The following is a 25239-nucleotide window of genomic DNA, read 5'->3' as shown; positions in this document are numbered from 1 at the left end:
CAAACCACTTCATTCATAGTACTTCAAACGGAGTGTGTATGCGCACGCAGAACCGCGAGCTCACCTACTACATCGGCACCTCGCTCGACGGCTACATCGCCGGACCGAACGACGAAGTCGAACCGCTCATGGTCTTCGCCGACGTCCACGAGGCCATCAAAGAGGAATGGCCCGAGACCGTTCCGACCCACATCCGCCCCGCGCTCGGTATCGCCGACGCGCCGAACGCCCACTTCGACACCCTCGTGATGGGCAGGCGCACTTACGATCCGGGCCTCGCCGTGGGCGTCACCAGCCCGTACGCGCACCTGGAGCAATACGTGTTCACCCGCAGCCTCGGCGCCGACACCGACAAGGACGTCAACTTCGTCGACGGCGACCCGCTCGAACTCGTGCGCGAACTCAAAGCGCGCGAAGGCAAGGGCATCTGGCTCTGCGGCGGCGCCGACCTCGCCTCGGCGCTGATCACCGAGATCGACCAGATCATCGTCAAGCGCTACCCCGTGCTCTTCGGCGGCGGCATCCCGATGTTCGCCGGCGCCTACGAACCGGTGCCGTTCACACTCACCGAGAACCGCACTTTCGACTCGGGAGCGGCGATCCAGACCTACCGAAAGGCATAGCCCCCTTGCGACTCCTCCAACTCCTCGCGCTCCTCGCCTCCACCCTCAGCGTCGGCCTCATGGCCGGGCTGTTCACCGGGTTCTCCTACGCGGTGATGCCCGGCCTCAGGATCCTCGACGACCGCGGCTGGATCGCCGGGATGCAGCACATCAACAAGGTGATCCTCAACGGCTGGTTCATGACCGCGTTCCTCGGCTCGGTGCTCTTCACCGCCGCCGCGCTCGCCCTGAACTGGTGCTCCGGCGACCGCGCCGCCTCCCCGTGGATCCTGCTCGCACTCGCGCTGGCCCTGGTCATGTTCATCGGGACCGTGGCGGTCAACGTGCCGATGAACGACCGCCTCGAAGCCGCGGGCGACCCGGCTTCGATCACCGACCCGGCGGCGCTCCGCGCGAGCATCGAATCCCGCTGGATCGCCTGGAACACGGTGCGCGGCGTCGCCTCGCTCCTGTCGTTCCTGGCGCTGGCCTGGGCCCTCGTCGTCCACGGCCGCAACCCGTTAGCGAGCACGGAGAACGGGGCGACCGCACCGGTCGCCCCGTTTCCTGTTGCGCCGCTTAACAGCCGATACTGCCGAAGCGGTCCTTCACGACGTTCACCACGGACGGGCGAGGGAGGGTCCCGTCCGGGCCGTCGGGCCACTGCGAGAACGGGGTCTCGGCGGTCGCGCCGTCGATCTCGCCCGGGTGCTGCACGGCGACCAGGATGTGGCGGTCCTGGATGACCGGGCCGCAGGTCTCCGCGCCGAGCGGCACGGTGAGGAACTGCTTGGTCAGGCCGCGGGTCGCGCCGGTGAGCGAGACGCCGAAGAGGCCGTCGTTGGCGCCGAGGGCGTTGCCGTCGGTGGAGACCCACAGGTTGCCCTGCGGGTCGAACGCCACGTTGTCCGGGCAGGAGATCGGGCTGACCTCTTCCTTCGGGTAGCCCGCGAAGTACGTGCTCGGGTCCTCGGGGTCGCCGCAGACGAGCAGCAGCCGCCAGCCGAAGGTCGTGGCCGTGACGTCGCCGTACTGCTCCTCGAGTTCGAGGACGTGCCCGTGCTTGTTGCTGTTGCGCGGGTTGGCCTCGTCGGCCGCGGCCTTGCCGCCGGCGCCGCGCTGCGAGTTGTTGGTGAGGGCCGCGTAGACCTTGCCGGTCTTCGGGTTGACCTCGACGTCCTCGGGGCGGTCCATCTTGGTCGCGCCGACCTTGTCGCCGGCGAGGCGCGTGAACACGTACACCTCTTCGGCGGTCATGCCCTCCACGAAGGACTCGTCGCCGCTGGCGAGCTTGATCCACTCGCCGGAGCCGTCGAAGGCGCCGTCCTCGGGGAGGGCCCCGGTGCCGTCGATCTCGCCGGGGCTGTCGCCGGTGAACTTCGCGACGTAGAGGGTGCCCTCGTCGAGGAGCTTGCGGTTGTGCTCGCGCGCGCTGCGGCCCGAGCCGGACTTCATCTTGTGCTTGGAGACGAACTTGTACATGTAGTCGAAGCGCTCGTCGTCGCCCATGTACACGACCACGCGGCCGTGCCGGTCCACGTGCGGCCCGGCGCCCTCGTGCTTGAAGCGGCCCAGGGCGGTGCGCTTGCGCGGGGTCCAGTCGGGGTCGTACGGGTCGAGCTCGACGATCCAGCCGAAGCGGTTGGGCTCGTTGGGCTCCTGGAGCACGTCGAAGCGCGGGTCGAACTGCTCCCACTTGCGCTCGGAGGTGTTCCCGGAGAGGCCGTAGCGGGCGAGGCGCGCCTTCTCGGTCGCGTCGGCGACCTGACCGGCGTTCGCGAAGTACTGGTTGAAGTTCTCCTCGCCGGAGAGGATGGTGCCCCACGGGGTGACGCCGCCCGCGCAGTTGTTCAGGGTGCCGAGCGCCAGCGCGCCCTCGGCGTCGGCGGCGGTCTTCAGCAGGTCGCTGCCGGCGGCCGGTCCGGAGAGGACGAACTCGGAGGTGGCGGTGATGCGGCGGTTGAGCTCGTGGCCGATGACCGGAGTGAGCTCGCCGCTGTGCTTGTCCTCCTTGAGGACCACGACGGAGAGGCCGTGCGAGGCCCAGCCGATCTCGACCTGCTCGCGCGTGGGCGCGGCCGAGTCGTAGCCGAAGTGCATCATCTCTTCGCTGGTGTACTCGTGGTTGGCCACGAGCACCTTGCGGCGCCGCTCGCCGGGAAGGTCGAGCAGGGCCAGGAAGTCGCAGTTGTAGCCGAACTGCCCGGCCGCGTCCTCGGGGGTCTGGGCGGCGGGGTCGAACTCGGCGGCGCCGTCCAGGATCGGGTCGCCCCAGCGGATCACGACCTGCTGCTCGTACCCGTCGGGGATGGTGACGGCGTCCTCTTGGTTCGGTTCCACGGCGTCGAAGCGCAGGCCGCGGGGCACCGAGCCCCAGAACGCGGAGGACCGCGCCCCGTCCTCGGAGGCGTAGACGGCGCTGCCGCCGAGCGCCCCCGCGACGCCGGCGCCAGCGCTCACGACGACACCGGCCTTGAAGATGGAGCGGCGGGAGACGGCGGAGGCGATGAGGTCGCCCATGTAGGGGTTGTCAGTGGTGTTCGGCACGGGGTGGCTGCAGGCGTCGCCGCAGCGGTAGAGGCAGGTGAGCTGCGAGCGGCCGCCGATGTGGTCGGACAGGAGCGGCAGCTTGCGCCGCTTGGCGGCGTCACGACGATTCATTTGGGACTCCTATGGCAGTACGTCCGGAACAGGATCGCCGATGCGCGATTCGGGGTGGCGGATCGACGCGTTCCGCTTCCGGAGGCTATGCGCCGCGGGTACCCCGCTCGCCAACCATAAGTGAACAAAAGGTGAAGGGGCGCTCTCGGATTGCGCAACGCCGCTCCTTTTCGGAATTGCTTTCGGAGGGCCTCCCGGAGCGGCGGCGTTTCGCAGCATGGGACCGCTGTACCGGTAAACTCTCGACCCGGGTAGCCTGACCGAAAACCTTTTCCGTCCGTTCTCTCCGCCACGCCGAAGGAACCCCCATGCCCGCTCCGCACCGGACTTCGCTCCACCTCGCCGACGTCCAGATCGCCGACGAGTTCTGGGCCCCGCGCCGCGAGACCGTGCGCACCCGGACCATCCCGCACCAGGAGGCCCGCCTCCGCGAAGGCGGCCAGTTCGAGGCGCTGCTCCTCGAACCCCGCAGCCACGACGACGACGACCGCGAGCGCTTCCCCATCTTCTGGGAGTCCGACGTCGCCAAGTGGATCGAGGCCGCCAGCTACGTCCTCGCCACCACCGACGCCCCCGAACTCGATGCGGCTGTGGACAAGGCGATCGACCTCCTCGCCGGGGCGCAGCAGGAGGACGGCTACCTCAACAACTACTTCACCGCCGTCAAGCCCGGGAAGCGCTTCACCGACCTGCGCGACGCCCACGAGCTCTACTGCGCCGGGCATCTCATCGAGGCCGGCGTCGCCCACTTCGAGGCCACCGGCAAGACCTCCCTCCTCGACATCGTGCGCCGCTACGCCGACCTCATCTCGCGCGAGTTCAGCCCCGGCGGCCCCTGCGAAGGCGGTTACGACGGCCACCAGGAGATCGAGCTCGCTCTCGTGAAGCTCTACCGCGCCACCGGCGAACGCCGCTACCTCGACCTCTCCCTGCTCCTCACCGACAACCGCGGCAAGGCTCCCTTCTACTTCGACGCCGAGGCCGAACGCCGCGGCGACACCGGCTACTTCGGCGGCGACTGGAGCCCCGGCGGCGTCTTCGTCCGCACCAGCCGGCGCGACCGCGAATACCACCAGACCCATGCGCCCGTGCGCGAGCAGCACGCCGCGGTCGGCCACGCCGTTCGCGCCATGTACCAGTACAGCGCCATGGCAGACCTCGCCCTCGAACTCGGCGACCAAGGCCTGCGCGACGCCTGCGAGCGCCTCTGGGACGACCTCGTCACCACCAAGCTCTACGTCACCGGCGGCATCGGCTCCGACCCCTCCATCGAAGGCTTCGGCAAGCCCTACGACCTCCCCGACCACACCGGTTACGCCGAGACCTGCGCCGCCATCGGCCTCGTCTTCTGGGCCCACCGCATGATGATCCTGACCGGCGAGGCCAAATACGTCGACGTCCTCGAACGCGCCCTCTACAACGGCGTCCTCTCCGGCGCCTCCGCCGACGGCACCAAGTACTTCTACGGCAACCCCCTCGCCAGCGACGGCACCGTCGAACGCAGCGACTGGTTCGACTGCGCCTGCTGCCCGCCGAACCTCGCCCGGCTCCTCGCCTCCCTCGAGCACTACGTGTACGTCGCCGACGCCGAAGGCCTCTGGGTCAACCTCTACGTCACCGGCTCCGCCCGCTTCGCCCACGGCGGCCGGCGCGTCACCGTCGCGCAGGAGAGCGGCTACCCCTGGGACGGCGCGATCGCCTTCACGGTCACCGAAGCCGAAGCGCCCCTTCGTATGGCGCTGCGCCTGCGCCTGCCCGAATGGACGACCGGCACGCCCACCGTCAGCGTCAACGGCACCGTCATCCCCTACTCCACCGACAAGGGCTACGCCGTGCTCGACCGCACCTGGGCCCGCGGCGACCGCGTCGAGCTCACCCTCCCCATGGCCCCCGCCCTCGTCCGCGCCGATCCACGCGTAACGTCCACTGTGGGCAAAGTCGCGATCCAGCGCGGGCCGATCGTCCACTGCGCCGAAGAGGTCGACAACGCCGCCCCCGTGCCCCGCCTCGTGATCGCCCGCAGCGGTGAGCTCCGCACCGAGCACGCCGACGGCCAGGACGCGATCATCGCCGAAGGCCTGGTCGACGCCCCGCCCTCGGACGGCCTCTATGCGAGCGAGCCGCTCTCGGCCGAGCCGACCGCGATCCGCACCGTCCCCTATTACGCGTGGGCGAACCGCGGCAACGGCACCATGGCCGTCTGGGTCCGCGAGACGCCGTGAGCCGTTCGGCAGCGCCCTGTCGGTCGCCTGTGGCAGCCTGGCCGCATGGCTTACGACAAGGCGCTGGCCGACCGGGTGCGCGACATCATGGACGACCGGCCGTACGTGTACGAGAAGACGATGTTCGGCGGTCCCTGCTGGTTCGCGCACGGCAACATGGCGGCCGCGGTGCTGAGCGGGGGCGGCGCGATGGTCCGCGTCGGCAAGGACGACTTCGCGGACCTGATCCTGGAGCCGGGCGCCGAGCCGATGGTCATGGGCGGGCGCGAGTCCAAGACGTGGCTTCGCGTCGACGAGGAGGCCTGCTCCTCGGACGAGCGGCTGCGCGAGTGGGTCGAGCGCGGGATCGCCTACGCGGAGTCCTTGCCGCGCAAGTCCTTACCGCGTCGGCGGCAGCGGCAGCCGCTTGAGCGGCCCTGCGGTGAAGAGCGCGGCGGGTCGGCCGCCGTCCTCGTCGTGGTGCGGCCGGTGGGCTGCAGGAAGCCCTCGATCCGGGTGACCTTGCGGTGGAAGTCCCCGGGGTCGATCTTGGTCTGCCAGACGATCCCGTAGACCCGTCGCAGCTCGGCGACGGTGCATTCGGTGTCGCAGAAGGCGGCCGTGTCCGTCGTGTACTCGAGCTGCCTGCGGGCGTGGTCGGCGGCGTCCGGGGTTCGGCACGAGGGACCAGCCTCGAAGGTTCCCCAGGGCCGTCCTGAGGAGAGGCGAGGGCCGGTCGATCAGGCGGGGATCGACCGGCCCTTGACATCGCCGGTGCCGCGATTCAGGACTGTCAGCCCGGCCGCTTCTCCGGCGCCGCTAGCCCAGGGCGATGGTCAGATCCGTCGCGCCCGCTTCGTCGAGCTTGAACTCGGCGCTGCGGTCACCGGCGGCGATGCGGTAGTCGCCGAGGAAGCCGTTGAAGCGCAGGCGGCCTTCCTCATCGGTCGTCAAGGTGGTGGCCGGGGTGCCCCATTCCTCGTTGATGAGGCGGTGCAGCCGGTCGTAGGAGGGTTTCGGGGTGCCGTCGAGGCGGACGAAGCCGCCGGGGGCGCCGAGCCACATGCCCGTGTCGAACATCCCCCAGTAGGTGATCGCCTCGACCGAGGGGTGCGCGAGGAGCGTCCGGTAGTGGCGTTCGATCTCGTCGGCTTGGCGGGCCTCGCCTTCGGGGGTCGAGGGCCAGGAGTCGACCTGGTGGTCGTTCAGGTCCTCGATCTCGGGCGGCATGACCTCGCCGGAGACGATGGTGGTCTCGGTGAAGTGGATCGGAAGGCCGTAGCGGGAGAACCGCTCCAGGATCGCCTCGGTCTTCTCCTCGCCCCAATAGCCCTGGTGCATGTGGCTCTGGAGGCCGAGCGCGTCGATCTTGACGCCCGCTTCGAGGACGCCTTCGATGAGGCATTCGTACGCGGCGGACATGTCGAAGTCGTTGAGCAGCAGCGTCGCGTTCGGTCCCGCCTCGCGGGCGGCGTCGAAGACCATGCGCACCATGGGGATACGGCCGAGGTCGCGGCAGATGCGGGTGATGCCGTTGTCGTACTTGTCGAAGATCGGCATGATGACGACCTCGTTGATGACGTCCCACATGTCGATGATCCCGGCGAACTCGCCGACCTCGCGCTTGATGCGCTCGACCTGGACGCGGGCGATCTCCTCGTTATCGAGGTCGAGCAGCCAGTCGGCGCTCACGGTGTGCCACGCGAGCGGGTGGCCCTTGACCGGGTGGCCGCGGTCGGCGAACCACTGAGCGGCCTTGCGCAGCGGCTCGGTGGCGGGCCTGCCGCGCTCGGGCTCGAATCGGCCCCAGTAGAAGGGCAGCGTCGCGAAGTTGAACAGGCCCTCCCACAGCTCGGCGTTCCGGGCGTCGCGCTCGGGGTCCTCGGAGGTGCCGTTCGCGTGGTCCATCAGCTCGAAACCGGTGCAGCCGAACAGGAACTTGTGCCGGGTCTGCTCGAGCCGCACTTCCCGCCCGGCGAGCGGCACCCCATCGACGGTGAGGGCGACCGTCGCGTCGGCGCTGCGGTGCTGCCTGATCCGATCGTCACTGAAAGTTTCAGTCATTTCATTGCTACTTTCCATGGAAGTTTCAACGCCTGTATTCCAGCAGGCCGGAGCCCTGGAGTCAAGTGCGCCTGCAATCCGGCTCGCAAGCCATGGGATCGATACCAAAAAATCCCCGGGCGCACGCAACCTCCCGGCCACCTTCCCGCGTTCTCGGTGCGACAACGTCGTGTGAGGCGGATCCCTCTGCGGCGCAGCGTGTTCGCGACACTGCACCGACCGCCGCTACCTCCCCCAGGTCGACGGATGCGTCCAGCTCGACGGCGACATCCTGTGGATCAAGGACAACGGGTGGACCACCCGGGTCTGAACGAAGTGACCCCCGGTGCGTCGGCCTGGCGAGGGCCGGCGCGCCGTCATGTGCACCCCGGCCCTCGATCCGGACGGACCACGCCGGCCGGACCGGAGCACCCCGAACCCGGTCAGAGGTTGTCGGCGAGGGCGTCGTCGAGCGCCGATCTCGCGGCGTCCGCGTCGATCTCGACATGGACCTGGCTCGGCGGCACCCCGGTATGGGGATCGACCTCGAACTCCAGGAATACGAGGCAGCCGTCGCCCATGGCGGCGCTGCCGCCGTCGAGCCGTTCGCCCGAGGCCAGATCCCAAAGGTCCCAACGGAACACGGGATGGCGCACCTCGATGCTGACGTCGCAACTGGCCCAGGCCGCGTCCGGCTTCGCTCAGCCGTGCCAGCGCCGCCAGAGCGCCGCGTACGCGCCGTTCTTCGCGAGGAGTTCGTCGTGGGAGCCGAGTTCGGCGATGCGGCCGTGTTCGACGACGGCGACGCGGTCGGCGTCGTGGGCGGTGTTGAGGCGGTGCGCGATGCTGACGACCGTGCGGCCCGCGAGGATGCGGTTGAGGCCCTGCTCGATGTCGCTGGCGGCGTTGGGGCTCAGCATGGAGGTGGCCTCGTCGAGGACGATCACCTCAGGTGCGGCGAGGATGACGCGCGCGAGGGCGACCTGCTGGACCTCGGCCGGCGTCAAGGCGTGGTCGCGGCCGCCGACCACGGTGTCGAGCCCGTCGTCGAGGCGGTCGGGGAGACCGCCCGCACCGACCACGTCGAGGGCTTCGCGCAGCTGCTCGTCGGTGGCGCCCGGGGCGCCGAGGCGCAGGTTGGAGCCGAGCGTGTCGTTGAAGAGGTGGTACTCCTGGGTCGCGAGGATCACGAAGCGCCGCAGCAGGGTCTCATCGATCTCGCGCGTCTCCGCACCGCCGACGCGGACCGTGCCCTCGCTCGGCTGGTGGATGCCCGCCATGAGTCGCGCCAATGTGGACTTTCCGGCCCCGGTAGGGCCGACGAGCGCGAGGCGTTCGCCCCGGCGCAGCGCGAAGTCGACCCCTTGCAGCACCGGTTTGTCCGGGGCGTAACCGAACGTCACGCCCTTGAGCTCGATGATCTCGTCCTCATCGCGCGCCGGTCTCGCGACTCCGACCGCGGCTTCGACGTTGCGCACGCCGATGAGCCGCGCCAGCGAGACCATGCCGCTCTGCACCCATTCGAGCGAGAGGATCATCTCGATCGCCGGGGCGACCGCGAGCTGCATGATGAGCACGACAGTGGTCGTCTGCGCGATCGTCGAGTACCCGGTCGCGGTGAGCACGCCGCCGAGCAGCAGCGCCGTGAAGCACGGCAGGAACGCCGAGAAGTCGAGCACCGGGAACAGCTTGCCCCGCAAGCGCATCGACCGCATCTGCGCACCGAACAGCTTGTCCACGGCCTGGTCGGTGTGGGCGACGCGGCGTTCCTGCCAGCCGAGCGCCTCGACGGTCTTGACGCCGTCGATCGTCTCGGCGACCGCCGAGGTCAAGTCCGCCTTGGCGGCCTGCACCTCGTGGAAGACATTGAACGCCCGCTTGAAATACCAGCGCAGCACCAGCACCATCGGCGGCACCGCGATCAGGATCGCCGCGCCGAGCACCGGCGAGACGACGAACGCGCCCGCCACGTACACCAGCACCGTGACCAGCCCCGTGAAGAACTGCGGCGCGGCCTGCACGAGCGAATGCTGCACCTGCGCCATGTCAAGGCTGGTGCGGGACAACAGCTCTCCGGTCCCGGCCGCCTCGACACGGCCCGGCGGGAGGGCCAGCGTGCGCTCCATGAACTCCTCGCGCACGTCCGCCACGATCTGCTCCGACAGGACCGCGAGGTTCCGGTACGAACCCCAGGTCAGGGCCGCCTGCGCGAGGACCGCGGCGAGGATCAGCGGGATCTGCCACCACAGGTCCGCGCCCGGGTCCGCCGCGCCGCCGCGCGCCCAGGACGCGAACGCGTCGGCCATCAGCCCCACGAGGTACGGCGTCGACATGCCCGCGAGTGCCGCGCTGATGGTCAGGGCCACGACGAGACTGAAGCGCACGCGGTGGCGGCCGACGAGCGCCCGCAGGTACTCGCGGGTCTCGGCCGCGGTCGCGATGGGGAGGGTCGTGTTGCTCATCGGGCGACCGCCTCTCGGTACTCGGCCCGGTGCAGCAGCTCGGCGTGCGTGCCGGAGGTGACAGTGTCGCCGAGGAACTGAACGCGGTCGCAGATCGCCAGGAGCTGCGGGGCGTTGGTGAGGATCGCGGTGGTCCGACCCCTGCGGTGCCGCGCGAGTCGATCCGCGATGCGGGCTTCGGTCTGGGCGTCGCACGCGCTGGCCGGGTCGTCGAGGATGAGGATCTCGGGGTCGACGAGGAGCGCGCGGGCGAGGATGAGGCGCTGGCGTTCGCCGCCGGAGAAGTTGCGGCCTCGTTCGCCCGCAACGGTGTCGAGGTCGTAGCCGCCGGTCGGGACGTCCTCGCTCTCGATGAGGGAGGGGTCGACGCCGACGATGTCGACGGCGGAGGCGGTGTGGAGGGCCCGCATGATGTCGGCGTCCGAGCGGGCGCCGTCCACGTCGAGCTGGTCGCGGAGCGGCCCGCTGAAGAGCTGCGCGCGGGCCTCGAGCAGGTGGAGGTGGCGCCGGACCGTGGCGGTGTCGAAGGCGTCCAAGGGGATCGAGCCGATGCGGGCGGGTTCGCCGGTCTCGCTGTAGCCGCCGAGACGGTCGAGGAGTTCGGTCGCGCCCTTGCCGTCACCGGTGACGATGCCGGTGATGAGGCCCGGTTCGATCGTGACGCCGCTGGCCGGGTCGTGCAGGGCTTCGCCCGCGGGCCAGGGGAACTCGTTCTGCGTCTCGGGCTCGGGATGTTCGTCCTGGAGCCTCTGGAAGCGGCCGGAGGCGACGATGGCCCTGGTCAGGGCGTCGACGCCTTGGATGGTGTACCCGAGCGGCCGGGTGAGCGCCACGAGGTACCCGAAGAGGGCCACGAACTCGCCCGCGGTGATCGTGCCGTTGAGCGTCATCTCCGCGCCCATCCAGAGGACGAGCACGAGCAGCGTTCCGGGCAGGGCGAGCCGCGCGAACTCGAGGCCCGCCGCGGTGCGCCGTACGCGGACCCCGGCGCGGCGCGAGGCCTGCGAGGCGGCCTTGTAGCGGCCGATGAAGTGCGCTTCGCCGCCGATGCCGCGCAGCACCCGGAGGCCCGCGACGGCGTCGGTGCCGATGCCGGTCTGCTCGCCGATGCGGGCGCGGAGGTCGCGTCCGCGCGCTTCGAGGCGCAGGAACAGCGGCCGCAGGAGCATGAACATGGCGGGGACGCCGACGCCCGCGGCGAGCACGAACCACCACGAGAGGGTGGCGAGGATCGCGAGCGCGAGGATGAATGCGAGCAGCGCTGATGCCAAGCGGCCGAACATCATCGAGACCGAGCTGAGGGCGTGCGCGTCGGCCGCGGAGATGGCCACGAGCTCGCCCGCGTCGGCCCGCGATCGGATGCGCGAGCCGACCGCGACAACCGTGTCGACCAGGCGTCGCTGCACCCGGAAGTCGGTGTCCATCGCGGTGTACATCATGTAGTAGAAGCTCGCGACGCCCGTGGCGGTGGCGATCCCGATGCAGGCCATGAGGGCCGCCGACCACCAGTAGAGCGCGGTGCGATCGCCCGCGACGAGGCCCGCGTCGACCGCCCGTCCCACCATGAAGGGCACGAACTGCTGGCAGCCGAGGAACGCGAACGAGACGAGCGTGCTCATCGCGAGCATCCGCCACTGGGACCGGAAGAGCCAGCCGATGACGGCCACCGCCGGTTTCGAGTGTGCGAGGGGCCCGCCGGGGTCGCGCGGGGGACTGAAGCGTGCCATCTGCTGTGCCTTCGGTTCGGGGTCATGCGCGGATGAACGCTACCGGCCGCCGTTCGCGAGGCGATACTGTTTTTTCAACCCTTGAACGATGTCCTGGTCACTTCCGGTTCGGCCGGGCTGAAACGGCTGGCGCAGCCGAACACGCTCCGCGATACTGTCCCGATGCCCCCAGAGACCGCCTACCACGGCGCGCTCGGCGACGCCTTCGCCGACCATTCCGCGAACGGCGCGTACAACGCCTATGTCGACCGGCCGGCCATGCTCGGCCTCGCCGGCGACGTCGCCGGGCAGCGTTTCCTCGACGTCGGCTGCGGCCCAGGCCATTACGCGGCGGCGCTCCTCGAACGGGGCGCCTCGGTCGTCGGCGTCGAAGGCAGCGCCGAACTCCTCGCCCGCGCGAAGCAGCAGGTGGGGGAGCGGGCCGAACTGCGGCAGCACGACCTCGAACTGCCGCTCGACTTCGCCGAGGACGCCTCGTTCGACGCCGTCCTGTGCGCCCTCGTCATCCACCACATCACCGACCGCGCCGGGCTGCTCGCCGAGATCTTCCGCGTCCTCAGACCCGGCGGGCGGTTCCTGATCTCGACCACGCACCCGGCCGCGGACTGGCGCCATTTCGGCGACTCGTACTTCTCGGACGAGTGGGTCGACCTCCACGTCCGCGAGGACCTGCCGCCGATCCACTTCCAGCGCAACACAGTCGAAGGATTCATCGGCGATCTGCTCGATGCGGGCTTCGCCGTCGAGAAGCTGATCGAGCCCCGCCCCGCGCCCGAACTGGAGCCGATCGACCCGAAGGCGTTCGCGGAGCTCAACACGCGGCCGTCGTTCCTGGCGGCGCGGCTCCGCCGTCCTTAGTCGGCGAGCCCGGCGTCGTGCACGAGCAGCGCCAGCTGCACGCGGTTGTTCAGGCCCAGTTTGCCGAGCGCCGCCGAGACATGGGTCTTCACCGTGGGGACGCTGAGATGCAGCGCCGCCGCGATCTCCGCGTTCGAGCTGCCTCGCCCGACTTCCACGGCGACCTCGGTCTCGCGGCTGTTCAACGCGCCCAAGCGTTCGCGGGCCGCACTGCGACGGTCATCCGGGGCGCCGCCCGCGACGATGCCGATCAGCCGCCGCGTCACCTCGGGCGACAGCACCGGTTCCCCGGCCGCGACCCGGCGCACCGCCGCCACGATCTCGGCGGGCGGCGTGTCCTTGAGCAGGAACCCGCCCGCCCCGGCGCGCAGCGCCCGCCGCACGTGCCCGTCGGCCTCGAACGCGGTGAGCACCAGGACCTCCGGCGCGTTCGGCGCGGCCCGCAGCCGCTCGGTCGCGGTCAGGCCGTCGACCCCGGGCATGTGCAGGTCCATGAGCACTACGTCGGGCCGCAGGCGCGCGACCAGCTCCGGCACGTCGGTACCGCTGCCGGCCTCGCCGACCACGTCGAGGTCCCCGGCGCCGCCGAGGATCATCCGCAGTCCGGCTCGCACCAGCGGATCGTCGTCCACGACCAGGACGTCCACGGAAGGCTGCTCGTTCATGCGGTCCAGGGTAGCCACGCGTGCACCCGCCAGCCGCCATCGGCCGCCGGCCCGTATTCGAGTCGCCCGCCCGCGAGCGCGGCTCGCTCCTCCAACCCGATGAGGCCGTGACCGGAACCCGGGCCGGTGTCGCGGCCAGGTCCGTTCACCACCGCGACGGTGAGCCCGTCCTCGTTGCGTCCCTCCACAGCGATCCCCACCGGGGCGTCCTCGGCGTGCTTGCGGGCGTTCGTCAACGCCTCCTGCACGATCCGGTACGCGGTGCGGCCGGACCGCTCGGGCACCTCGCCCTCGACGCGCATCGCCAGCTCGATCCGCATCGCGGGCCGGGCCTCCTCGACGAGCGCCTGCAGATCGGCGATGCGCGGCTGCGGCAGCTCGCCGATGGGGGCGCGGAGGATCGCGATGATCTCCCGCAGGTCCCGCATCGCGAGCTGCGACTGCTCGCGCACGACACCGGCCGCGCGCGTCAGCTCCTCCGCCGGGGCGTCGGGCCGGTACTCCATGTCGCCCGCGTGCAGGCTCAGCAGCGAGAGCCGGTGGCCGAGCATGTCGTGCAGCTCGCGGGCGAGCTCGTCGCGCGCCCGCTGGCGGGCCCGCTCGCGCTCGTCCCGTTCCGCTTGGGCCGCACGTGCTTCCATCTGCCGCCGGTACCGCACGAACAGGCCCCACCCGGCGACGGCCGCGTGCACTGACAGCGCGAACGCGATCGAGAAGGCGAGCCCCATCTCCTCGGGCCTGAGGACCACGTAGACGCCGGAGGCCGCGAGCGACCCCGCGTACACCCACGCCGCGATGCGCGGCGGACGCCGCACGATCACCGAGAAGAGCATCACCAGCAGCGGGAACGCGATGGTCTCCGCGTACGTCGACACGACGATGAGCGCCACCGCGGCCTGCGTCGGCCAGCGCCGCCGCAGCCACAGCAGCGGCAGCGCCAGCAGCCCGGTCGCCATGTCGACGTCGAACAGCCAAGCGGGCGAAGGCATCTCGGAGGCGAGGCGCTCTCCGGCGATGAACAGCCATGCCAACACCCCGACGAGGAGCACGCCCAAGTCCACTGCCAGGCCGCGCGCGCCGCGCCTCGTTCCCTCACCGGTCATGCGCCCGAACCTATCCGCCTCCGGCCACGGGAACGAGGATCGGGGCCCGATCCGATGCCTTCGTCAGCCCGCGCGGTCCGTCGGTCGCGCCGGGGCCCTCACGGGCTTCCTGGGCGGCGTCGTCAGCGACGTGCGCGCACGACACCGCCGCGACCCTCTCGCCCGGGGACTCGGCTGGCGGGCCTTGCGCCGCACCCGCTGAATCCGTTGCGGGAGGCGGCGAACTGCGCGAGGCTGAAAGGATGCACGAGGCGCTCACCGACGGCACGGTCACGCTCCTCCCGCTCGGCCCCGACGACTTCGAGGCCCACCTCGCGGGGGAGGACGAGGAGATGGTGCGCTGGCTCAGCGGCGACCCCGCCACGCCGCAGGGCCTGCGCGACTACCTCGACGCGTGCGCCCGATGGTGGCGCGACGGCGGGCCCTTCCACAACTTCGGCATCCGGGCCGAGCCCGGCCTGGCGCTCGCCGGGACCGTGGACGTCCAGACCGGCCAGTACTACCTGCGCAAGGACCAAGCGAATCTCGCCTACGGCCTCTACCCGCAATGGCGCGGCCGCGGCCTCGCCACCCGCGCGGTGCGCCTCGCCTGCACCTACGCCGCCCGGATCGGCTGCACCGAAGCGGTCATCCGCTGCGAACCGGCCAACACCCGCTCGGCGGCGGTCGCCGCCCGCGCGGGCTTCACGTTCCTGCAGCGCCGCAGCGAACCCGACGGCCGGGTCCTCGACTGGCACACCCTGGAACTGCGGCCCTGACCCGCCCTCGACGGCCCGTTCGAGCCGCCGCTCGACGCGGGTCCTCGTCGGGCTCGGCGATGCCGTCGACCATGGTCTGGCGGGGGTCGACGCCGTCGCTCGTCCCGAATTGCCCTGTCGCTCGGGAAGGTCGTTCGGGGGAGGTTCCGCACGAGTCGCCGAACGGTATGCCGCAGGCGCGCACCCATCGGGGAGTGTCGATCTCCGCGCCCGTACCCCCGGTTCGCTCGCGACACGGCAGAATGAAGTCATGATCACCATTCGTCCCATCGTTCTCGACGATGCCGAGGCGATCGCCGCGCTGCGGCGCGAAGGCCGGGATTACCTGGCGCCCTGGGAGCCCGAACGGGGCGAGGCCGCGTTCGCCGCCGAGGGGGTGCGGACCGAGATCGAGGCGGCCAAGGCGCGGGCCGAAGCGGGCATCGGACTCGCTTACGCCATTGAGGACGACGGCAGGCTCGTCGGGCAGATCTTCCTCAACTCGATCGTGCGCGGGCCCTACTTCCGCTCGTGCAGCGTCGGGTACTGGGTCGCGAAGTCCGCGGCCGGGCGCGGGGTCGCGACCGAGGCCGTGCGCCTCGCGAAGCGGGTGGCGTTCCAGGACCTGGGCCTGGTCCGCGTGCAGGCCGAAACCCTGATCGACAACTACGCCTCGCAGAAGGTGCTGCAGCGCAACGGCTTCGAACCGATCGGCATGGCACCGGCCTACCTCAAGATCGCCGGGAGATGGCAGGACCACCTGCTCTTCCAGGTCCTCGACCCCGAACTGGACGACTGACGTGGAGTACAAGGTCAACTACCCCGAAGCGGGTGCCACCCGCACCGGCACCCTCCCGCCCGGCTATCGCCACCTCGAGCGCACCGCCGTCCTCGACGCGACCCTGCCCGAAGCCGCCGACCTTCTCATGACCTGGGGCCTCCACGAGCGGTGCGGCCTCCGCCCCGAGGCCTCCGCCGAACGCGCCGCGCCCGGGGTCGAGGTGGTGCTCCGCTTCGCCGGCGTCCTGCACATACCCTGCCAGGTCGTATGGGCCGATGAGACACCCGATAGGGTCGGGTTCGGATACGGCTCCATGCCCGGCCATCCCGAAACGGGCGAAGCCGCGTTCCTGCTCGAAGCGGCCGACGGCCGCGTCCGCTTCACCGTGCGGTCCTTCTCGCGGGCCGGCACCGTCGCCGCCCGCCTCGGAGGGCCCGTGGCGCGGTTCCTGCGGTCGCGTGCCACCGACCGGTTCGCCGACGCCATGCGCGACGCCTGTTTGCGTACATAAGCGGCATTTCCCTTGAATCCCGGTACCCGGGAGGCCCGGCCCGTAGATTTCGGGCTGTGGAGCGCTGACACGGAGGTGAGGACATGGACATCGCGCTGCTCGGCGTCGGACATCTCGGCGAGGCCGTCCTCGCGGGGCTCCTCGACTCCGGTCTGCCGCCCGCCCAGATCTGGGCCACGGCCCTGCCCGCCGAACGCGCCGCACGGCTCGCCGACGCGTACGGCGTCGAGGTCGGCACCGACAACCCGCTCGCGGTCGCCGAGGCCGACATCGTGCTCGTCGCCGTCCCGCCCGTCGCCGTCGGACCCCTGCTCTCCGCGATCGGCCCCTCCCTCGCACCCGAAGCGATCGTCGTCTCCCTCGCCGCCGGCGTCCCGCTCGCCAAGCTCACCGAACGCCTCCCCGAGGGCATCACGGCCGTCCGCGCCATGACCAACACCGCCGCCCGCGCCCGCCAGGCCGCCACCGCGCTGGCCGCGCCCGAGGGCACCGACCTGACCGAGATCGAGGACCTGTTCGACCGCATCGGGGTCACCGTCACCGCCGATGAGTCCATGATGGATGTCATTACGGCCGTGGGCGGTTCGGGGCCCGCCTTCCTCTACTACCTCGCCGACGCGATGACGAACGCCGCGGTCGACGGCGGCATGGACCCGGTCGCCGCCCGAGTCCTGGTCGACCAGATGCTTCTCGGCGCGTGCCTCCACCTGCAGGACTCGGACGAGCCGACCGCGGCGCTCCTGGACCGGATCGCGACTCCCGGCGGCACCACCGAAGCCGCGCTCGAGACGCTCGACGAATCCAATGTGCATGAAGTGATCAGGGCGGCCGTGGCCGCCGCGGCCGAGCGCGGCGGCGAGCTCTCCGGCGGCTGATACGCTCCCGCGCCCCCGCTTGGTTGCTCGAGGACACAAGCGACTTAGGTGATAACTCCCTCGTTGCGCCACAAGGGAAGTCACGCCACGATGTTGGCATGAAACATCTTCGCTTCATCGTGGTCGCCGCTGCGGCGATCATCGGCTCCCTCTTCCTCTCCGTCCCGGCGCACGCCGCCCAGAACGCGGCCCCCGCCGCCGACGACCCCTGGAACGGCCAGATCTTCCTCACCTTCGACGACGGCCCCGGCGGCTCCTACACCGACGAGATCCTCGACGTGCTCGCGGCGAACGACGCCAAGGCGACGTTCTTCCAGCTCGGCCAGAACGCGCAGCGCGACCCCGCGCGCTCCCGGGCCGTCCTGGCGGCCGGCCACGCCCTCGGCAACCACACCTGGGACCACCCCGACATGACCACCCTGACCCGCGCGCAGATGGACCAGCAGATCGGCAGCGCCCAGAACCTCCTCGAGAGCTTCGGCGCCGAGGTGAACTGCTTCCGTCCGCCTTACGGGGCCCACAACACCACGGTCAACCAGGCGATCACCGACGCCGGTCTCCAACGGCAGCTGTGGAATGAGGACACCAGGGACTGGGCCCGTCCGGGTGTGGACGCGATCGTGGACGTCCTGCTCGGGGCCACCCCCGGCGACGTGGTGCTCATGCACGACGGCGGCGGCGACCGCTCGCAGACCGTGGAGGCGCTGGAGATCGCGCTGCCGCAGCTCGCCGCGAAGGGGTACACGTTCGGCATCACCCCGAAGTGCAGCCCCGCCGCTTAGGGTCCGCACGCTCGTTCGGCCCATCCGGTCCGCCGGGTGGGCCGCTTCGGTGCCCGCTAGAGGTCGTAGTCGTCCTTGTAGTCGTTCACGCGGTCCATCCACGCGTCCCAGCCCACGGCGAGCGCGATGGCGAACAGGATGAAGCCGAGGACCGTGATCCAGCCGAGCACGATCGCGGTCGTGGCGAGCCCGCTGCCGGAGTTGTTGCGGGACTTGATCTGGCTCTTCGCGACGTAGCCGAGGATGAGCCCGAGGAGACCCAGCGGCCAGCACAGCCCGACGACCGCGAGCACGAACGCCGCGATCGCGGTCCCGTTCATCTCCCTGGGCACGTTGACCTGCGCGCCCGGTCCGTAGTCCTGCGCCATGACGCCTCCATTGCATACGGTGAGTGTGCGCAGTCTACGGAGGGATTCGGGCGTTCTGGTGTGTTTCGGGGGAATCAGGCCTGCTGCTTGAACCAGGCCAGGGTCCGCGCGATCGCCTCCTCGTGCGCGCTGACCTGAACGTGCTCGGGGAAGGCGGCGCGGAACGCGGTGTCGTCGACGATCCAGGCGCGGTCGCGCTGGTACCAGGTCTCGCTGAGCTCCTTGACGGTCGGGTTGAACACGCCGATGAGGCGCTGCATGCCCCGGCCCAGCGCGGCGCTCTTGGGTTTGCCGCCGGCCGCTTCCCAGACGAGCGCGAGGAACTCGGCGCCGGTGACGGGCGGTCCGACCGGCAGGTGCCAGGCGTAGCCGTCGGCCTTCGGGTGCTCGCCCAAGGTGACGAGTCCGGCGGCGACGTCGGGGAGGTACGAGACGGTGTGGGGCTCATCGGGTTCGCCGAGCCAGCGGGCGGTCTTCCCGGCGGCCGCGGCGGCGAAGATCGAGGGGCCGAGGACGGTGTTCACGCCGCCGGGCCCGAAGTAGTCCGAGGCCCGGCCGAGGCTCGCGCGGACGCGCCCTTCCTTGTGGGCGTTGAGGATCATCTCGGCGACTCGGGCGCGGGCCCGGCCCTTCGGGAACGCGGCCGCGTACGGCAGGCCCTCGTGCAGGGGTCCCTCGACGGGCCCGTACATGTAGAGGTTGTCGGCCATGACGAGCCGCGCCCCGGATTTCTCGACTCCGGTGAGGACGGTGTCCGCGAAGCCCACGAACTCCTTGGCCCACTCGGCGTAGGGCGGCTGCGCGCACTGGTAGACGACGGCGGCGCCGGCGCAGGCCGCGGCGGCGCCCTCGGCGGTGGTGATGTCGGCGCGGAAGCCCTGCGGGCCTTCGGCATTGCGGCTGACGGCGCGCACTTCGTGTCCGCGCGCGGTGAGCTCGGCGACGACGGCCCTGCCGATGCCGCCGGTGGCGCCGAGGACGACGTGGAGATCAGTCATGGGGTGCTCCTGATGCGAAATTTAGTAACGATGTTATATAACCATGTTACGATACGCTGGTCAACATGGCGAGACCCAGGAAACGAGACTACGAGACGCTGCGGCGCGAACTCATCGACGCGGGCGGGCGCATCCTGGCCGCGGAGGGCCCGGCCGCCTTGAGCACCAGGCGGGTCGCGCAGGAGACCGGCACCTCGACCACCGCCGTCTACAGTCTCTTCGGCGACAAGGCGGGTCTGCTCCGCGAGATGTTCCTGGAGGGCTTCGAACGGCTCGCCGCCGCTTTCGCATCCGTGCCGCGCACCGACGATCCGCTCGCCGACCTGCTCGCCCTCGGCGACGCCTACCGCGCCAACGCCCGCGCCAACCCGCACCTGTACGAGCTCATGTTCGGCCGCCCGGTGCCCGAGTTCCAACCCGACGCCGCAGCGTCCGAACGGATCCAGCCCACTTTCGACGCCCTCGTGGAGGCCTGCGGGCGCTGCGTCGAGCAAGGCGTCTTCGCCGATATCGGCGCGCATTCGATCGCCGTGCAGCTCAACGCGATGGCCCATGGCCTGTGCAGCCTCGGACTGCGAGGCGCCCTCGGCGACGAGGACGAGGCGAACGCACACTGGAAGCGCGCGTTCGCCTCCCTCACCAGAGGGCTCGCCGCCTGAGCCGGCGGCCTCCCCCGTGAAGCGAACGGGCCGGGCCGTCCTCGCCGCTCGAGTCGGCCCCCTCCTGCGTCCGGCCGACCGCGATCGCGCTAGGCGTCCGCCCGTCCCGCTGCGACTCGAGCGGCCAAGGCCTCGGCGCCATCGAGGAGCAGGCCCATGCCCAGCTCGAAGAGACCGTCGAGGTCGAGGTCGTAGCCGTCCTCCAGTGAGCCCAATCGGCCGAAGAGCTTTGTGAAATGCGGATGCGCGCTCATGAAGGCCGCGTCGCCGATGAGCGGCTGGTACTGGAGGTCGGTCCACTCCTCAGAGGACAGGCCCGTCTCGGAGGCGGCGGCGTGGTCGGCCTCGAAGTTCGCGGCCAGGCCGAGGATGTGGCTGAACAGCAGGATGTGCAACTCGAAGTACAGGTGCGGCGGAAGGCCCGTCGCTTCGAGCGCGCCCAAGAGCCGGTCCCCGAGCCGAATGATGTTCGGCAGCGGCAGCGGCCTGGTGAGCGGCTGGGTCCGCCCGAGCCAGGGGTGCGCACGGTGCAGCCGCCAGAGCTCCCGCGACAGCGACTCCACTTGGGACCGCCATGGTGCGGCCGGGTCGCGGTCGAACGCCGACGAACCGTAGATCGTGTCCGCCATGGCGGAGACCAGCTCATCCTTGTCCTCCACGAACCGGTACAGCGACATCGGCGCCACCCCGCACCGGCTGGCGACCGCACGCATCGAGACCGCCTCGAACCCTTCGCCGTCCGCGATCTCGATCGCCTCCGCGAGCAGCCGCTCCCGGGTCAGTTCGGCGGTCGCGCCGCCGTCGGCGCCGCGCCTCCGCGCGACCACCGTGCCCGAGCGCGGACGCGTGATGACCAGGCCCTCAGCGCGAAGCACGTCCAGCGCCTTCATGGCAGTGGCCAGTGCCACACCGAATTCTCGGGCGACCTGCCGAGTCGAGGGGACCTTGTCGCCCGGAGCCAGCTCCCGATCGGCGATGCGCCTGCTCAGTTCGGCGGCGATGCGAACGTATGGCGGCTCGTTCGGCTCGGCCACGGCGGCCCTCCCTCTGGTCTGTACTACGACAGATCCTAGCCGCACCCCACCTTCCGGACCCCAACTGCACTAGGGCAGTTGGGAGATGTATTTGCAGGTCAAAGGCATGTTTCATACGGTAGTCCGAGTCAACCCAGTACGACGTATCCGGAGGAACCCCATGACCACCGTCCTCATCTCAGGCTCCGGCATCGCCGGCACCGCCCTCGCCTCCTGGCTGCGCGAGCAGGGCCTCACCCCCGTCGTCCTCGAACGCGCCCCGCAGCTCCGCCGCGGCGGCCAGGCCGTCGACGTCCGCGGCGCCGCCCTCCACGTCCTGCGCCGCATGGGACTCGACACCCAGGCCCGCGCACTCGCCAACCACAGCAACGGCATGAACATGCTCGACTCCGAAGGCAACGAGATCTTCCGCTCCGAGGAATTCGCGCTCTCCTCCGGCAGCCTCGACTCCGACGACATCGAGATCCTCCGCGACGACCTCGTCGACCTCGTATACGCCCGCAACGACGGCATCGAGTACGTGTTCGGCGACTCGATCACCGCCCTCCGCCAAGAGTCCGAAGAGGTCCTGGTCGAGTTCGAGCACGCCGCCCCGCGCCGCTTCGACCTCGTCATCGGCGCCGACGGCCTCCACTCCAACACCCGCAAGCTCGCCTTCGGTCCCGAATCGCGGTACATCGACCACCTCGGCACGTACCTCGGCGTGTTCAGCCAGGAGAACTATCTCGGCCTCGAGCACTGGCAGACCTGGTTCGACAACGGCACCGACGGCGGCATGGTCATGACCGTGCGCGACAACCGGGAACTGCGCATCTACCTCGGCTTCGCCGCAGCGCCCCTCGAGTACGACCACCGGGACGCCAACGCGCAGAAGCAGCTCATCGCCGACCGTCTCGCCGGCTTCAGCTGGGAGGTCCCCGGCTTCCTCGAGCGGATGTGGAAGGCCGAGGACTTCTACTTCGACGTCATGGCCCAGATCAAAATGGACACCTGGTCCGACGGCAGCGTGGCCCTCCTCGGCGACGCCGCGCACTGCGCCGCGCCCACTTCGGGCCAGGGGACCAGCCTCGCCCTCGTCGGCGCCTACGTCCTCGCCCTCGAACTCGGCCGCACCGACGACCACGAGCTCGCCTTCGCCCGCTACGAGCGCCGGATGCGCCCGTTCGTCGAGGAGAACCAGGCGCTGGCCCTGCTGGACCCGCGGGAGACGCCGCCGGAGGAGCGGAACGCCCGCACGGACGCCGCCAAGAACGCGATCGACCTGGACGCGGTCGTCGACTAGGGACAGAGAGGGGCCGCACCGGTTTCGGTGCGCCCAGGAGCTCCTCAGCTGGTGCGAGGCGGCAGCGGCAGCGGCAGGGCCGGGAGCCCGTCGATGCTCTTCACGTTGTACTCCTTGGACTCGCAGTACTCGGCGAACTCGTCGTCGCTCTTGCGGCCCAGGAACTGCCGCAGCAGCGGCCGCTCCTCCCGGTACTCCATGAGCGGCACCGCGAAGCCGCAGGTGTCGCTGATGCGCTTGGCGCGCACCACGATGATCCCGCGAACGCCCGGACCGTCGGCCTCCGCGAACCGGGGGATGAGCTCCTCGAACCGCGGGTCGTCGCGGTAGACGGCCTCACCGGTGCCGTGGACGCGCACGATGTCGGGCGGACCGGTGAAGGCGCACCACATGAGGGTGATGCGGCCGTTCTCGCGCAGGTGCGCGTGCGTCTCGGCGCCGGAGCCGCCGAAGTCGAGGTAGGCCACGGTCAGCTCGTCGAGGACCTTGAGCGAACCGTTGTGGCCCTTGGGGGAGAGGTTCACGTGGCCGTCTTCGGCGAGCGGCGCGGTCGCCACGAAGAACACCGGCTGCGCCTCGATGAACTCGCGCAGGCGACCCTCGATCACAGGATACGTCTTTCCCATTATGCGAACCTCGACTCCCATTCCTCGGTCTATCCGCGGTCGAACCTACGCCTGGTCCGACCGGGTCGCAACCGTCTTCCCGGTGGCCGGGCGGTTGCCGCAGTGCTTCAGCCCCCGGTACCGCTTTCGGACGTGAACGCTTGGCGGCGTACGAATTCGAGCTCGACCCGGTCGAGGAACGAGTCGACCTCCTCCACGTCGTAGCCCTCCCGCATCCGCGTCGTCGTGAAATGGCTGTTCCGGATGTCCTCGGCCCGCATTCGCTGCGGGCCGTCCGGGGGATCGGCCAGCGCGATCGCCACGGTGTCGAGGAGGTCGTCGACCTCGTCCTCGTCGTAGCCAGGGGTGAGCCGCACGGTCTTGAACTGGGCGTTGACGACGTCAGCAGCGGTCACCAGCGCGTCCGCGGCGATCGCCTCACGATGCGAAAGGAGCGTCGAGACACCGGCGACGAGACGTTCGAGACGCTCACCGACCTCCTCGGGCGGCGATACGTCCTGATCGAAGTCGGGGTCGCCGAGCGCGACATGCCGGTTCCTCGCCAGCGGCAGCAACTCGGCCGTGTCCGTCCCGAGCTTCTGCGGCTCAGGGAGATGGCGCGCCCGGGCATCGTGCAGGAGTTCAAGGTAGACGTCACCGAGCGTCAGCGCCGCTCCCGCACGGGGACTGCCGTTCTCGAGCAGCGTCAGGAACGCTCCGGTGAACGCGGTCCGCCCGCTGCCGTCGAACGCGAAGGACGGCTCATTCGCAGGCGAGGAGGTCAGCGTGAACGCGCCGTTCGCCGTGATCTGGCCGAGGAGGGTGCTCTCCTCGCCGCTCAGCAGCTGGGTGGCCTTCCCTGAGAAACAGCAGTCCAGGAGGAGCACCTTCGCCTTCGCGCGCGACACCTGGATCGCATGGTGCAGGAGCCTGAAAGGGATGCCGCTCCAAGGAAGGAGTCGCTGCGAGGTCTGCGGGAGCGCGAGATGCAGGAGCCCGTCGGAGGCGACGAGGCCGTGGCCGCTGTAATAGATGAGCAGGAGGTCGGCGGCCTCCGTCGCCGCGGCCTCCACCTCGCGGCCGACGGCGGCGAGGTCGGGCGGGTCCATCAGCGTTCGGCAGTGCGCGGGCGGGAGGCCGGTGTGCCGCTCCAGCGCGACCTTCAGGTCCCGCAGGTTGTTGCGGATCTCGGGGACACCCGGCAGGTGCTCATAGGCGCCGGTGCCGATGAGGAGCGCCCGGGACTGCGCGCCGTCGGGGAGGCGCATCCGCTAGCCGCCCTGACCGAGCCGTTCGCGGGCGTCGCCGAACAGGTTCTCGGCCACCGTCTTCGCGACCGGGCCGCTCGCGCTCACCTCCCTCACCGAGCCGTCGGCGCGCAGCGAGACCTTGATCTCCGAGCGGCGGGTCTGCAGCCACACGCCGATCGTCCGTCCGAGCGCGTCGACACCGCCGGCGGCGATCGCCGCCAGCAGGATCTCCTGCAGGGCCCCGAGTCGGCCCGGCTCGATCCCGGCGGGCGCGAAGTCGACCAGGCCCCGGTACTCGTCCTCCTGGTTCAGCCACTGCCGCAAGGATTCCAGCTCGCTCCGAGCATTCTCGGAACCTTCGACCGCTATCTCGACGTCCATCCCAGGATTCTCCCAGACCCCCGCCACTCGCGGCGGGCCCGAAAATGCTGCTCGCCGCAGCGATGAATCCGACCGACCCCGCTCGTCCATACGGGCATACACCGAACGACATGGACCAAGGAGCACCGCAATGAGCGCCAACGACCTGACCTACACCCTCACCGTCGAAGCCGACGCCCCCGTCGCCGCCGTCTGGGCCGCCTGGACCGAAGACGCCCCCTACGAGGCGTGGAGCTACTCCAAGCCCGGCTCGGTGTCGATTGACCCGACCCCGAACGGCCGCTACACCGCCACCGTCGTCACCCCCGACGGCCAGGAGTTCCCCATCACCGGCCGTTACATCGAGGTCGTCGAGCACGAACGGCTCGTCATGGGCATGGACACCCCCGGCGGCGGCGAAGAGGTCATGCGCCTCGACCTGGTCGACCTCGGCGAGGACCGCACCCGCCTCACCATCTCGCAGACCTGCGCCACCAAGGACGAGTACGACATGGCCAAGGAAGGCAGCCAGATGCTGCTCGACTCCTGCCTCGCCTACCTCGCCAAAGCCTGATCCCCGCGGAGGCGGGGGGGGGGGGGGGGCCCCCCGCCCCCCCCCCCCCCCCCCCCCCCCCCCCCCCCCCCCCCCCCCCCCCCCCCCCCGCCCCCCCCCCC

The 25239-nt window shown here is 70.4% G+C and carries 25 protein-coding genes and 1 pseudogene; 13 read left to right on the top strand and 13 right to left on the bottom strand.

The genetic code is table 11. The features are described from left to right. The first annotated feature begins 38 nt into the window (after positions 1 to 38). Positions 39 to 623: a dihydrofolate reductase family protein gene (locus tag JHY01_RS08180; protein ID WP_205325125.1), complete on the top strand. Its 585-nt coding sequence runs from the start codon at positions 39 to 41 to the stop codon at positions 621 to 623. A gap of 59 nt (positions 624 to 682) precedes the next feature. After that, positions 683 to 1072: pseudogene (locus JHY01_RS26515) on the top strand (DUF1772 domain-containing protein); the annotation flags it as partial. Positions 1073 to 1181: 109 nt separating this feature from the next. On the opposite strand, the gene JHY01_RS08170 reads toward JHY01_RS26515, so the two are convergent. Beyond that, positions 1182 to 3263 (bottom strand): PhoX family phosphatase, encoded by a 2082-nt coding sequence (locus JHY01_RS08170; RefSeq protein WP_205325124.1) that lies wholly within the window; start codon positions 3261 to 3263, stop codon positions 1182 to 1184. A 308-nt stretch (positions 3264 to 3571) separates the two neighbouring features. On the opposite strand from JHY01_RS08170, the gene JHY01_RS08165 reads away from it, so the two are divergent. Both JHY01_RS08165 and JHY01_RS08160 read left to right on the top strand, forming a co-directional pair. Further along, positions 3572 to 5485, top strand: a complete 1914-nt coding sequence (locus JHY01_RS08165) for a glycoside hydrolase family 127 protein (RefSeq protein ID WP_205325123.1) — start codon at positions 3572 to 3574, stop codon at positions 5483 to 5485. A 45-nt stretch (positions 5486 to 5530) separates the two neighbouring features. Further along, entirely contained in the window at positions 5531 to 6037 is a 507-nt protein-coding gene (locus JHY01_RS08160; RefSeq protein ID WP_205325122.1) for a TfoX/Sxy family protein, read from the top strand. A 246-nt stretch (positions 6038 to 6283) separates the two neighbouring features. Here JHY01_RS08160 and JHY01_RS08155 read toward each other — a convergent pair whose 3' ends face one another. From JHY01_RS08155 to JHY01_RS08140, 4 genes are all read right to left on the bottom strand, one after another. After that, positions 6284 to 7528, bottom strand: coding sequence for an endo-1,4-beta-xylanase (locus JHY01_RS08155; protein ID WP_205325121.1), 1245 nt, complete (start codon positions 7526 to 7528; stop codon positions 6284 to 6286). 422 nt (positions 7529 to 7950) lie between these two features. Further along, a complete protein-coding gene (locus tag JHY01_RS08150; RefSeq protein WP_205325120.1) occupies positions 7951 to 8151 on the bottom strand; it encodes a hypothetical protein in 201 nt (66 codons plus the stop codon). A gap of 57 nt (positions 8152 to 8208) precedes the next feature. Next, on the bottom strand, positions 8209 to 9969 hold the full coding sequence (locus tag JHY01_RS08145; protein ID WP_205325119.1) for an ABC transporter ATP-binding protein: 1761 nt from the start codon (positions 9967 to 9969) through the stop codon (positions 8209 to 8211). Further along, positions 9966 to 11696, bottom strand: a complete 1731-nt coding sequence (locus JHY01_RS08140) for an ABC transporter ATP-binding protein (protein WP_205325118.1) — start codon at positions 11694 to 11696, stop codon at positions 9966 to 9968. The genes JHY01_RS08145 and JHY01_RS08140 overlap by 4 nt, the downstream gene beginning before the upstream one ends. A 162-nt stretch (positions 11697 to 11858) precedes the next feature. Here JHY01_RS08140 and JHY01_RS08135 point away from each other — a divergent pair, with 162 nt between their 5' ends. Beyond that, complete coding sequence (locus JHY01_RS08135) at positions 11859 to 12554, top strand: class I SAM-dependent methyltransferase (RefSeq protein WP_205325117.1); 696 nt, start codon at positions 11859 to 11861, stop codon at positions 12552 to 12554. Here the strand turns inward: JHY01_RS08135 and JHY01_RS08130 are convergent. After that, positions 12551 to 13219 (bottom strand): response regulator transcription factor, encoded by a 669-nt coding sequence (locus JHY01_RS08130; RefSeq protein WP_205325116.1) that lies wholly within the window; start codon positions 13217 to 13219, stop codon positions 12551 to 12553. The genes JHY01_RS08135 and JHY01_RS08130 overlap by 4 nt on opposite strands. Beyond that, positions 13216 to 14322 carry a sensor histidine kinase gene (locus tag JHY01_RS08125; RefSeq protein WP_205325115.1) on the bottom strand — a complete coding sequence of 369 codons (1107 nt, stop codon included), beginning with the start codon at positions 14320 to 14322 and terminating at the stop codon, positions 13216 to 13218. The genes JHY01_RS08130 and JHY01_RS08125 overlap by 4 nt, the downstream gene beginning before the upstream one ends. Before the next feature lie 242 nt (positions 14323 to 14564). On the opposite strand from JHY01_RS08125, the gene JHY01_RS08120 reads away from it, so the two are divergent. The 5 genes from JHY01_RS08120 (at position 14565) to JHY01_RS08100 (ending at position 18008) form a co-directional block, all read left to right on the top strand. Next, complete coding sequence (locus JHY01_RS08120; RefSeq protein ID WP_205325114.1) at positions 14565 to 15080, top strand: GNAT family N-acetyltransferase; 516 nt, start codon at positions 14565 to 14567, stop codon at positions 15078 to 15080. 250 nt (positions 15081 to 15330) lie between these two features. Next, positions 15331 to 15858, top strand: coding sequence for a GNAT family N-acetyltransferase (locus tag JHY01_RS08115; protein WP_205325113.1), 528 nt, complete (start codon positions 15331 to 15333; stop codon positions 15856 to 15858). A gap of 1 nt (position 15859) precedes the next feature. Then, on the top strand, positions 15860 to 16351 hold the full coding sequence (locus JHY01_RS08110) for a DUF1990 family protein (protein ID WP_205325112.1): 492 nt from the start codon (positions 15860 to 15862) through the stop codon (positions 16349 to 16351). An 83-nt stretch (positions 16352 to 16434) separates the two neighbouring features. Further along, positions 16435 to 17226 carry a pyrroline-5-carboxylate reductase gene (gene proC / locus JHY01_RS08105; protein ID WP_205325111.1) on the top strand — a complete coding sequence of 264 codons (792 nt, stop codon included), beginning with the start codon at positions 16435 to 16437 and terminating at the stop codon, positions 17224 to 17226. 98 nt (positions 17227 to 17324) lie between these two features. Next, positions 17325 to 18008: a polysaccharide deacetylase family protein gene (locus JHY01_RS08100; RefSeq protein ID WP_205325110.1), complete on the top strand. Its 684-nt coding sequence runs from the start codon at positions 17325 to 17327 to the stop codon at positions 18006 to 18008. 56 nt (positions 18009 to 18064) lie between these two features. On the opposite strand, the gene JHY01_RS08095 is transcribed toward JHY01_RS08100, so the two are convergent. Together JHY01_RS08095 and JHY01_RS08090 are read right to left on the bottom strand one after the other, a co-directional pair. Beyond that, positions 18065 to 18376 carry a DUF4190 domain-containing protein gene (locus tag JHY01_RS08095; RefSeq protein WP_205325109.1) on the bottom strand — a complete coding sequence of 104 codons (312 nt, stop codon included), beginning with the start codon at positions 18374 to 18376 and terminating at the stop codon, positions 18065 to 18067. Between the two features lie 74 nt (positions 18377 to 18450). Then, positions 18451 to 19374, bottom strand: coding sequence for an NAD-dependent epimerase/dehydratase family protein (locus tag JHY01_RS08090; protein WP_205325108.1), 924 nt, complete (start codon positions 19372 to 19374; stop codon positions 18451 to 18453). Between the two features lie 65 nt (positions 19375 to 19439). Here JHY01_RS08090 and JHY01_RS08085 point away from each other — a divergent pair, with 65 nt between their 5' ends. Next, complete coding sequence (locus JHY01_RS08085; RefSeq protein ID WP_205325107.1) at positions 19440 to 20033, top strand: TetR/AcrR family transcriptional regulator; 594 nt, start codon at positions 19440 to 19442, stop codon at positions 20031 to 20033. An 89-nt stretch (positions 20034 to 20122) separates the two neighbouring features. Here the strand turns inward: JHY01_RS08085 and JHY01_RS27670 are convergent, their stop codons facing one another. Continuing rightward, positions 20123 to 21067: a GntR family transcriptional regulator gene (locus JHY01_RS27670; protein ID WP_205325106.1), complete on the bottom strand. Its 945-nt coding sequence runs from the start codon at positions 21065 to 21067 to the stop codon at positions 20123 to 20125. Positions 21068 to 21227: 160 nt separating this feature from the next. Here JHY01_RS27670 and JHY01_RS08075 point away from each other — a divergent pair, with 160 nt between their 5' ends. Further along, entirely contained in the window at positions 21228 to 22349 is a 1122-nt protein-coding gene (locus JHY01_RS08075; protein ID WP_205325105.1) for an FAD-dependent monooxygenase, read from the top strand. Positions 22350 to 22393: 44 nt separating this feature from the next. Here JHY01_RS08075 and JHY01_RS08070 read toward each other — a convergent pair whose 3' ends face one another. The 3 genes from JHY01_RS08070 to JHY01_RS08060 form a co-directional block, all read right to left on the bottom strand. After that, a complete protein-coding gene (locus JHY01_RS08070; protein WP_205325104.1) occupies positions 22394 to 22975 on the bottom strand; it encodes a pyridoxamine 5'-phosphate oxidase family protein in 582 nt (193 codons plus the stop codon). Positions 22976 to 23082: 107 nt separating this feature from the next. Beyond that, positions 23083 to 24222 (bottom strand): DivIVA domain-containing protein, encoded by a 1140-nt coding sequence (locus JHY01_RS08065; RefSeq protein WP_205325103.1) that lies wholly within the window; start codon positions 24220 to 24222, stop codon positions 23083 to 23085. A gap of 3 nt (positions 24223 to 24225) precedes the next feature. Beyond that, complete coding sequence (locus JHY01_RS08060) at positions 24226 to 24585, bottom strand: hypothetical protein (protein WP_205325102.1); 360 nt, start codon at positions 24583 to 24585, stop codon at positions 24226 to 24228. A 130-nt stretch (positions 24586 to 24715) separates the two neighbouring features. Here JHY01_RS08060 and JHY01_RS08055 point away from each other — a divergent pair, with 130 nt between their 5' ends. Further along, positions 24716 to 25138, top strand: coding sequence for an SRPBCC domain-containing protein (locus tag JHY01_RS08055; RefSeq protein WP_205325101.1), 423 nt, complete (start codon positions 24716 to 24718; stop codon positions 25136 to 25138). The last annotated feature ends 101 nt before the right edge of the window (positions 25139 to 25239 follow it).

It is taken from the genome of Glycomyces sp. YM15 (genome assembly GCF_016918015.1).
Taxonomy (GTDB): domain Bacteria; phylum Actinomycetota; class Actinomycetes; order Mycobacteriales; family Micromonosporaceae; genus Glycomyces.
Note: the sequence above shows the minus strand (reverse complement) of the source record. Positions and strands in the feature narration are given on the sequence as shown.